At 41.4% G+C, this 9,200-nt stretch carries 9 protein-coding genes; 1 reads left to right on the top strand and 8 read right to left on the bottom strand.

The window, feature by feature from the left end; all coding sequences use genetic code 11:
• Nucleotides 1-19: 19 nt before the first annotated feature.
• Both DP117_RS32195 and DP117_RS32190 read right to left on the bottom strand, forming a co-directional pair.
• Entirely contained in the window at nt 20-259 is a 240-nt protein-coding gene (locus DP117_RS32195; protein WP_248277935.1) for a CHAT domain-containing protein, read from the bottom strand.
• Nucleotides 260-602: 343 nt separating this feature from the next.
• On the bottom strand, nt 603-3,359 hold the full coding sequence (locus DP117_RS32190; protein ID WP_169222237.1) for a zinc-dependent metalloprotease: 2,757 nt from the start codon (nt 3,357-3,359) through the stop codon (nt 603-605).
• A gap of 301 nt (nt 3,360-3,660) precedes the next feature.
• Here DP117_RS32190 and DP117_RS32185 point away from each other — a divergent pair, with 301 nt between their 5' ends.
• Nucleotides 3,661-4,515, top strand: a complete 855-nt coding sequence (locus tag DP117_RS32185; RefSeq protein WP_169222236.1) for a sulfurtransferase — start codon at nt 3,661-3,663, stop codon at nt 4,513-4,515.
• A gap of 259 nt (nt 4,516-4,774) precedes the next feature.
• Here the strand turns inward: DP117_RS32185 and DP117_RS32180 are convergent, their stop codons facing one another.
• The 6 genes from DP117_RS32180 to DP117_RS32155 all read right to left on the bottom strand — a co-directional run bounded on the left by DP117_RS32180 (nt 4,775) and on the right by DP117_RS32155 (nt 8,954).
• Nucleotides 4,775-5,671 carry a proline iminopeptidase-family hydrolase gene (locus DP117_RS32180; protein WP_169222235.1) on the bottom strand — a complete coding sequence of 299 codons (897 nt, stop codon included), beginning with the start codon at nt 5,669-5,671 and terminating at the stop codon, nt 4,775-4,777.
• Between the two features lie 153 nt (nt 5,672-5,824).
• Complete coding sequence (locus DP117_RS36750) at nt 5,825-6,064, bottom strand: type II toxin-antitoxin system VapC family toxin (protein ID WP_248277934.1); 240 nt, start codon at nt 6,062-6,064, stop codon at nt 5,825-5,827.
• Nucleotides 6,065-6,221: 157 nt separating this feature from the next.
• Nucleotides 6,222-6,476 (bottom strand): hypothetical protein, encoded by a 255-nt coding sequence (locus tag DP117_RS32170; protein WP_169222234.1) that lies wholly within the window; start codon nt 6,474-6,476, stop codon nt 6,222-6,224.
• A gap of 395 nt (nt 6,477-6,871) precedes the next feature.
• Nucleotides 6,872-7,018, bottom strand: a complete 147-nt coding sequence (locus DP117_RS32165) for a hypothetical protein (protein WP_169222233.1) — start codon at nt 7,016-7,018, stop codon at nt 6,872-6,874.
• On the bottom strand, nt 7,015-7,653 hold the full coding sequence (locus tag DP117_RS32160; protein ID WP_248277933.1) for an AAA-like domain-containing protein: 639 nt from the start codon (nt 7,651-7,653) through the stop codon (nt 7,015-7,017). The genes DP117_RS32165 and DP117_RS32160 overlap by 4 nt, the downstream gene beginning before the upstream one ends.
• 107 nt (nt 7,654-7,760) lie before the next feature.
• A complete protein-coding gene (locus DP117_RS32155) occupies nt 7,761-8,954 on the bottom strand; it encodes an FtsW/RodA/SpoVE family cell cycle protein (protein WP_169222232.1) in 1,194 nt (397 codons plus the stop codon).
• Between the last annotated feature and the right edge of the window lie 246 nt (nt 8,955-9,200).

The raw sequence follows: 9,200 nt of genomic DNA, 5'->3' as shown, positions 1-9,200 counted from the left end.
GTGCGGGGCTTCTAGCCGCTTAAGCTAAAGCTAAGCCAGTGCTACCTGAACCATGCCCAGAAAAGTGAACGATCGCCGGTTGGTATTCCAACAATGCACGGCGCAAATCTTCAACTCGTACCGCCTCGGAGGTAACGACTTCAAACTGCTCTCGATTGTTAGCACGTTTGATAGCCGCTTTAATTTCCCGCACTTCTTGGTCTAGGCGCAATTTATCTGTATTTTTAGGATTAGCTGATAATATTAAAATTTTTTTCATGATGTTATGTGTTCTTGAACACAGTTTTTGTACAAAAATAGTTAGTTAAGTTAGTTAAAGATGAATTTAGTTAAGTAGTATAGATAGAAATAAACAGAAATACGTTAAAAAATGTAAAAATACCTGAAACTGTTACCAATGACTAATGAGTTGACTTTATTTGTACCCACCTACTTAATTGTTCACTCATCTAAACGTTGAATAGTTGTCAGTCAAATCAGCTTATGCACTTTTAAAATCCATTGAGTTCCCCATCAGCCAAAACACATGCAAACTAAATGTTTTACAGTTTAGGCGAGTTTCCCTCGCCCTTGCTGAATTCCCGTTGCCACCAAAACCTGCGTTAGTAAGAAAGCAGTTGTGCGTTAAGAGCTTTGATAATGCGATCGCCACTTTCTTCTAAGTGAGCTAGCGTGTAAATATCCAGTTTTTCGCTGTGTTGTTTCAAATCAGCATTAATTGCTCTGAGTAGTTGTCGCAACTCGTACCAAGCTATTGTACGACCATCTTCAGGAACATAAGTCGTACGCAACACCATGCTTAGCAAAATATTCAAATGTTCCCGTTGCAGTGAACGGCGAATGCTAGATATTGATATATGTGATTCAGGGTTTAAAACTTCTGTCCAAATATCTTTTTGCAATGTGTCAAATAGTTCTGGTATTGTGAGGGCTTTTCCTGGCAAAGTTTTGAGTTCTAAATCTCGTAAACGATTTAGGCGATCGCCATCTAATAAAGTTCGCAGTATTGCTCTTTGGATGTACAAAATACGCTCATGAATTGGATAATCGAGACGGTACACTGGTATCGGGTTACCCCAGTGGGAAAAGCGCGATGGTGCTAATTGATTTAGCAATTGTGGTGAGAAATCAAAAGCATCCTCAGCAAATACATATTCATGCAACTTTGTCAATGTTTGACGCTGTTTTTCCAGAGGAACTGGTACAAAGTGAGCATGAGTCTCATCTAAAGTGTGATGACGGCTAAAAGATTGCCCACCAATGTATTTAGTCAGCAAAATGGCATTACGGAAATAGTATTGTAGTATTTTGGTAAACAACAAACGTCGGTCGCCATAACTTTCTTTTTTCAATGGAGAACGCTTATCTAGGTGCTGCCACATCATGCGGGCATTATCCATTTGCCATTGAGAATAAACTAACACATCACTACTCATGTCCCAGATATTTGCAAGAGGATTGATATCCCAGATATCTTCATCTGTGGCGTAGGATAATTCTGGTTGGGGTGATGCTAAAGCTATTTCCTCTAAAAAAGGCTTTTCAGCCAAAGGAGTCATACCCTCAAGCTTCAGGTGCGAGTATCTTTTGTAACCGTACTCAATTGCCCATTCATCGTAGGGACCAATAACTGCTGGGAAATAATCGCCTTGCTGTACTCCTTGTGGTGCGATATTGACAGGTATATAATCCATCACTGAACCGACCAAACCTTTGGTATGAGTGATTTCAGTGTTATTTAATTCTTCGGGCGCTAACATTGTGCTGCCATGAAAGTTATGGCGTAAACCAAGAGTGTGTCCGACTTCATGAGCGATAAGAGAACGCAGATATTCATGCACGTAGTTCTTCATCTGGTCACTACTTGGTGTCGCATCTTTTACGAGTGAAAGCGTTAGCGCCCCCATAGCTGCTTGAAAAGAAGATTCCATACTGTAGCACAAGTCAGAATCTTTACACCAAGATTGCCAATTTTCTACTGTTGATTTTTGATCCTCAATCGTGCGGTGCTGGCTGGTTTTAACTCCAGACTTTGCATAGATACTCATGGGGTAGAGGTCATCTGAATTTGCTTTTATGAGTGTGCGATAATCTTGATGAAGTAAGCGCACCATATTCGCATCAACTATGATGTCTGCATCTAAAATTTCCCCAGTGAGTGGGTTGACGCGCATTGGTCCTCTTGCAAAAGCAGCATCTAGAGAATTAAACCAGCGAATTGTATTATAACGTACATCTGCGGGCTGCCAATCAGCATCATCTGGCATTTGCTTGACTTGAATAGCATTTTGAAATCCTGCTTTTTCAAATGCTTTATTCCACATCAAAACGCCTTCACGAATTGCATCGCGATACTCTAAAGGTACGGCATTTTCAATCCAAAACACTATCGGCTTTTTCGGTGGAGATAAAGCAGCGTTTGGATCAGATGGTTCAAGATGCCAACGATTGATGTAACGTACAAATGGTTCTTTACCAATATTATTAGAGAAGTTTTGGAAGGCAGTAACGAAATATCCAACTCTGTCGTCAGCAAGTCTGGGAATGTAACCGTTGTTTTCTTGGAGTTGGGAAAAACTGTAGTGTACTTTGAGAGTGAGTGCCCTGCTGTCAGGTAAAGTTATTAAATTAGCTCCTTCTGGTGATGAGAAACCGTAAATCGAATCTATCTCTAAGTTGAAAGGAAAGCTGTTGACATCACCAAAATATGACTTGCTTCCTTCTAACTGATAATCGGTCTGCAAAGAGTATTTTAATAAAGAAGTTAATCCGGGAAAATCCTGCATGAGCAGGTCGTCTATCTTAATAAGAAGATTTTTGCTGTATGGGTCGATACAAACTATATTAACTGCATAAAGAACAGAGTCGCTAAATGAACGAGCAAGCGATCGCTCTTCTGGTTGACCTGGTTCTGTACGAAACTTCACATTACGAATGACAAAGTGCAAATTATTGTTAACTCGCTGGAAGTAGAAGAGGAAATCTTGCAGAGGGAGTCCGCTATAAAGTCCGCTTTCTCCTACGCCTGATTCCAAAGTCACGATACCTAGGTAATTTTTATTGAGTTGTTCTGGCTTAATTTCCCAGTAGATTTCGTCGGATTCTTTACTGCGATAAAGTGTGAAAAGTCCCTCTAACTTATCTGCACCTCTGATTATCTCTCGAAATCTTCGGAAATCTTCTTTCCTGCTTTCTCTGGGCAGATCGTCAGCCATTGCTAACTTTTCAATTCCCGGTAGTGTATTTAATTGCTGTAGGTAAACACCTGAAAGTTCGTTAGCGGCTGCGTCATGAGATCCTAGCAACAAGTTGTAAAACAACGCTATATATATTAAGACTTTTGTTATCCAGTTTTTCATTCTTTCGCTTCCCGTGGCAAAGCAGATCTGATTCTGCATCCCCCTTAAGTATTAATAGATTAACTGTTTTTCTGTTTTGAAGAAAGTCATGTATTTTACTAAAGTGACTAGAAAAGTTTGACTTGATGACTGGTTAGTTTGTCATCATCTCGGAAAGTTGTACATGCAGTTGCTCGCCATGCGTGGACGTGCTTGTACATGAACAGTGACTGCAAAGTGTACTCGTTCGAGGACTAGGCGTAGTCGGGGAATCAATTTTACTCTGGTGTCATCACATTTGTAGAGTCAGGAGCAACGACTTGTGTCACCGTTAAATTACGCTCATCCTGAAGTTCTTGTGGAGACTGAGTGGGTTGCTGAACATTTGAATGATCCCAAAGTGCGTATAGTGGAAGTGGACATGGATGCAACAGCTTATGATTCCGGACACATTAGAGGCGCTGTCTTCTGGAACGGATTCACTACAATCTTGCAACCTGATTATCGTTTCAATTTTGATAAAAAAGCATTGGAAGAACTACTTGGACGTTCAGGTATCGCGAATGATACGACTGTCGTGATTTATGGCAATCATAATGCTATCGCACCTATTGTCTTTTGGTTTTTAAAAAAATTCGGGCATGATGATGTGCGAGTCATGAATGGTAGTCGCAAAAAATGGCTCATAGAAGAACGCCCTTTGTTGACACAAACACCTGTGATCACGCCAACAACATATACAGCACAGAATCTTAATTCAAGCATACGTGCATTGCAAGAGCAGGTGCAAGCGAGTATTGGCAAGTTGGATCGTGTTTTAGTGGATGTACGCACACCCCAAGAATATAGCGGCGAATGGTTCAGCACGAAGCCACCAGAAGGAACAGAACGTGCAGGGCATATTCCAGGTGCAGTTCATATTCCATACGAATCAGCCCTGAATGAAGATGAGACATTCAAATCAGCCGAGGAACTATACGCTTTATACAGCAGCAAAGGTGTTACTCCTGACAAAGAAGTGATAACGTACTGCGCTATAGGGGGACGTTCCTCGCATACTTGGTTTGTGTTGAAGTATTTGCTGGGCTATCAAAATGTACGCAATTACGATGGTTCTTGGAATGAGTGGGAAAACCAACCTGACACGCCTGTGGAGGTTAAATCACTAGTGATTTAATCTGCTTTTTGGATATTCACAAAGTAGGCAATCTGCCTTACGCGCGTAGCGTGTACTTTGCAAAGTAAGGCAAGCGTTAGCGCAGGCCCCCTAAGGGGCTAGCTATCGCCTACTTTGTGGACAACAAATTTCAATGTTGATACCAAGTTGCAGTCTAACATGGTATTCCGTCATTGCGACTGGAACGCAGTGGAAGGAAGCAATCTCATCAACCCTGAACTACTACAACAGAACGCAAATTGGTATGAGCTATTTATTGCTAAAGTTGGGGATAGCCGCGATTGTGTTCTACTCGACTCAAAAATTCGGACAACACTTGTACAAATCTTTCTGTTTCTTCCAAATGAGGCATATGTGAACTGTTTTCAAAAAGTACCCACTCTGAACCAGAAATACCTTGCTTTAATTTTTCTACACAAGCTGGTGTGACTTCATCATACTTACCAGAAAGCAGCAGTGTCGGTACAGAAATTTCACTCAAGCGGTTTTCAACATTCCAGTCGATGATTTTGCCAGCGCCCCGAAACTCTGTACCAACTTTGCTGTATGCTTGAGTCAAACAACTAGGCCAAGGGTTTAAACGACAGAGAAAAGAATGGTTAAAGACCTCCATAGCCTGTTTATATTCTGGGTCTTGGGTTGTAAGAGCGGTTTCATGTTTACGAATAATCTCTTGGATATCTGCGGGTAGATCATTCATCAAGTTATAAGCTTCAGTCACAAATTGCTGAATGTTGGCAGGTGTATTAGCCAAAATTAGACTTGCTAAACCAGTTGGTTGAGAAAGGGTATGTTCCAGTGCCAAACAACCACCCCATGATTGTCCAAAAAGATGGATTTGCTTGAAGTTTAAAGTGTTGCGAATGGCTATAAGTTCATCTTTAAATAAATCAATGGAATATAAATTTGCGTCAGTAGGGCGATCGCTATTTCCACATCCTAATTGATCGTAGAAAATAACTTGTCTTCCCGTGTGAGCGATCGCTTCTAATGGTTCCAAATAATCGTGGGGTACTCCTGGTCCACCATGAAGACACAACAGAGGTAGTTTGCCTTCTGCTTCTTGGTTCGGTTTAACAATACGATACCACACTTTATGATCACGAAACGAGATAAAGCCTTCCACGGCAGAAGTTGATGACTGTTGTTTATTCATACAGTGACGAGTTTATTAGCAATACTATTTACAATAACTTGATTTGTATATCTAGAACTTACTTGAAATGTAGAAGCAGCAGAAATTAATCCCCAATGAAATTTTTGCCCTGATGCGGGACGAATCACCCAGACGGGAGGTAATCTTTTTATTTTATTGATCACCAAAAGGATTCTCTAACTTTAATTCTGCAATATCCTGGAAATCGTGAAAATTGCGAGTTACCAAAACTGCTTGCTGATATAAAGCTGTTGCTGCAATCACCGCATCCGGTAACTTGATTTTGTGTTTCCGCTTTAAAGCAATTGTTTGATTCTCAATTTTCCTAGAAATCAGAATTGAATCAAACTGACTTAATAAATCTTCAATAACCTCTGTCTCGTCATCAGACAAACCAGAAAAACAAAGTAACGATCATCCGTACAATCGGTGAGATCACAACGTAATTCTTATTAATAAAAGTTTCTGAAAAGAACTCATAAACTGTATGATCTCCCGTCAAATAGTAGATAAAAATATTTGTATCATAGAGATAGTTCATTCAAATACTTCATGCCAATTCTTCGCCATCTTCAAAAATCCCCTCAGAATCGATGACTATGGGGTCATCTTTACAAACTCCAAAAGTCTCTTCAAAAAAACCAGCGGGCCAGCCTTTACCTTGTGGTATATTCTGTTGAGTTGTTAACGTTACAGCTTGAAATGTGACAGTCACTTCTAATTCTGCATTGGTGAGTCCTATCGGGACATCTAAATGCAAAATACCATCTTCTCCAACACGGTAATGTACTGTTACGCTTTGCATATGTTGTTCGATTAAACTTTTTAGTCAGAATTTTATCGATAATTAGTACTCACCTACCAATTTCTTTAGCACAGTGATTATTAAACGACAACTTATTGAAGAAATTGAATCGACACGCGATCGCTGTACAATACAATCTCACTGTAGCCTCAGCGGATAGTGACTTTGACCGCATTCAGCAACTTAGAACGTTATCTTTAGAATCTTGGCTTTGAATTTTAGAGCGATCGCCACTGCCAAAGCGGGTACTTTGCGCGATCGCTGCCTACCAACCTCACCCTCGCTTTTTACTGCGTAAAAATCTTTCCCTCTCCTTTATAAGGAGAGGGATGCCCGACAGGGCAGGGTGAGGTAATACGTATGAATGCAACACGCGTATCATTCCACAACCCAACTCACCGACGATCGCCAACATCATCACACAAAGTGCGATCGCTCTTACTGACATTAGGATTAGTTTTCAGATAATCTCGCACCCACTTGCAACCATACGCCATTACCTTATCTAGATCGATAACTTGATCCAAATTCCACAGAATCACTGTCTTGTCGTCACTCGCCGAGGCGAGAGTTTATTGAACGGTGTTCTCTTGGGGTCGCGGATGAGATCGCCTGGAGTTGCCACGCCAATCAGGACAAACGAGAGACGCTGAAACTCCGGTTTCTGGGAACGAGCATTATACAAATAGCGAATAGCCGCAAAAAAATCATCAGTAAAATATAGGCTGAGTGTGGTATCAATTTTATCAACAAAAATCACGATAGGTGAGTCAACCTCTTTCAGCAAAACCTCCTGAAAAAATGAAGTCAACCGCTGCGTAAATCCCAGATGAGAGCGTTCTTGCCACCATTGCACCACATCTGTATCCAGCATCAGAGTTCCTTCAACAATCGTGAGTAACCCCAGATACCACTGTTCAGCAGTCACCTGCACGCCAACCTGAGTCAAATCAATCACAACCGTCTGAATTCCTTCATCTGCCAATTGTTCAGCAGTCCGCACCATCAGACTCGACTTACCCATCTGGCGTGAGGTGAGGATATACACAAACTTATTTTCCCGACACAGCGCCAGCAATTCCTCATCTGCTTTGCGGGGTATGTAGACACCATTTTGGTTGGCTTGCACAGTACCGCCAACTGTGTAGATGCTTGGGTTGTGTCGAGTTTCAGTCATAGATAGAATTTATAGAATGAACCGCAGAGAACGCAGAGGGCGCAGAGAGGGAAAAGAAAGAGAAAAGAGTAAGTTATCTGTATGCATATAATTTAGTAAAAAGAGCCTTATTTCTTTTGAAAAAGTTTCCGTTTGCGTCTTTTTTCAGCTTCTTCTTGCAACGGTACGACTTCAGCTTCACTACTCTGGCGTGCGACTCGAATGAGTAAACCAGCTGCCATTAAACTGGCAATCATTGAATTCCCACCATAACTAAACATGGGCAATGGCAAACCAGTTGTTGGTAGGGCACCAGTAGTCACACCAATGTGGAGTAATGATTGTCCCACCATCAAAATTGTCACACCGATCGCCACGAGTCGATGCACTGGATGCTTTGCCTTAAGAGCAACAATTAATCCTAAAGTGGCGTATAAAGCAAGCATTGACAACAGAACTACACCACCAACAAAGCCAAACTCTTCAGCAAACACTGCAAAAATAAAATCAGTATCCTGAATTGGTAAATAAAACTGCTTTTGTTGAGAAAGTCCAAATCCAGCACCCCATTGTCTACCAGAACCCACTGCTAGCAAACTTTGTACCAGTTGATAGCCATCCCCAGTTGCATCAGCCCAAGGATTAAGGAATGACAACACTCGCTTACGCTGATATTCCTTAATACTGATACTAAGTCCTGCCAACAATACTCCCCCTAATGCTGTTCCTCCCAAATACTTGTAAGGTAATCCAGCAGCAAGGGCAATGAACCAAATCGTCATACCACACAATGCGGTTGTGCTCAAGTTGGGTTGTGCCAAAATACCTAAGAGAACGAGACCAAAAATACCTATCCAAAACAAGCGAACACGCGGGTTTAGGTTTTCCCACTGACCAAAAAGTCGCGCACTTTGCAACACCAAAAAAGGTTTAATCAATTCAGAGGGTTGAATTGGAATCGGTCCTAAGGCGATCCACCGGGAGGCGTCAAAAGCTTTTTTTCCTAATCCTGGTATTAGGGTAGCGAAAATCAATCCCAAAAGCAGTATCACAAACCAATGGGATATGTTTAAAATCTTACGCAAAGCTAAATGAACAACAATATTGAATACTATTAAACCTGCTAGTACCCACAAGATTTGACGCTTAAAGTAGTACAGTCCGTCATGATGACGAACATCTGCTACGGCGTAGGATGCCGAAAATAGCATGACTAACCCCATAAACAGCCAAACCAGTGTTAACCAGCGCAATAAACGCGCCTCTAATGCCCAGCTGGACACGGAGTCATCAAATAATAAAGTTAGGCGGCGTAAATTCACGATTAGTAAAACTTCAAGTCTAAGGTGTAATCGTTCGGAGTTGACGTTAATGATACCAAGTTGTATTCAAACAAGAGAGAACTTTTAAAATTACTCCCTTCGGTGGTCTAAGTTTACCTATAATAAATGACTCCTCTGTTAGTGTCCTCTGTTGCATCCCTACGGATAAGACCTATTACTCGACCAAGCCAAAATTGCCGGGTTAAGGCAAGTAGGGGAGATAGGGGAAGTAGGGGGCGCTTGGGT

The organism is Brasilonema sp. UFV-L1, from assembly GCF_012912105.1.
Lineage (GTDB): Bacteria > Cyanobacteriota > Cyanobacteriia > Cyanobacteriales > Nostocaceae > Brasilonema.
Note: the sequence above shows the minus strand (reverse complement) of the source record. Positions and strands in the feature narration are given on the sequence as shown.

Bases quoted from the DNA above. Each gene is read 5' to 3' on its own strand.
- DP117_RS32195 (WP_248277935.1), bottom strand. From the start codon at position 259: ATGAAAAAAATTTTAATATTATCAGCTAATCCTAAAAATACAGATAAA.
- DP117_RS32190 (WP_169222237.1), bottom strand. From the start codon at position 3,359: ATGAAAAACTGGATAACAAAAGTCTTAATATATATAGCGTTGTTTTAC.
- DP117_RS32180 (WP_169222235.1), bottom strand. From the start codon at position 5,671: ATGAATAAACAACAGTCATCAACTTCTGCCGTGGAAGGCTTTATCTCG.
- DP117_RS32170 (WP_169222234.1), bottom strand. From the start codon at position 6,476: ATGCAAAGCGTAACAGTACATTACCGTGTTGGAGAAGATGGTATTTTG.
- DP117_RS32160 (WP_248277933.1), bottom strand. From the start codon at position 7,653: ATGACTGAAACTCGACACAACCCAAGCATCTACACAGTTGGCGGTACT.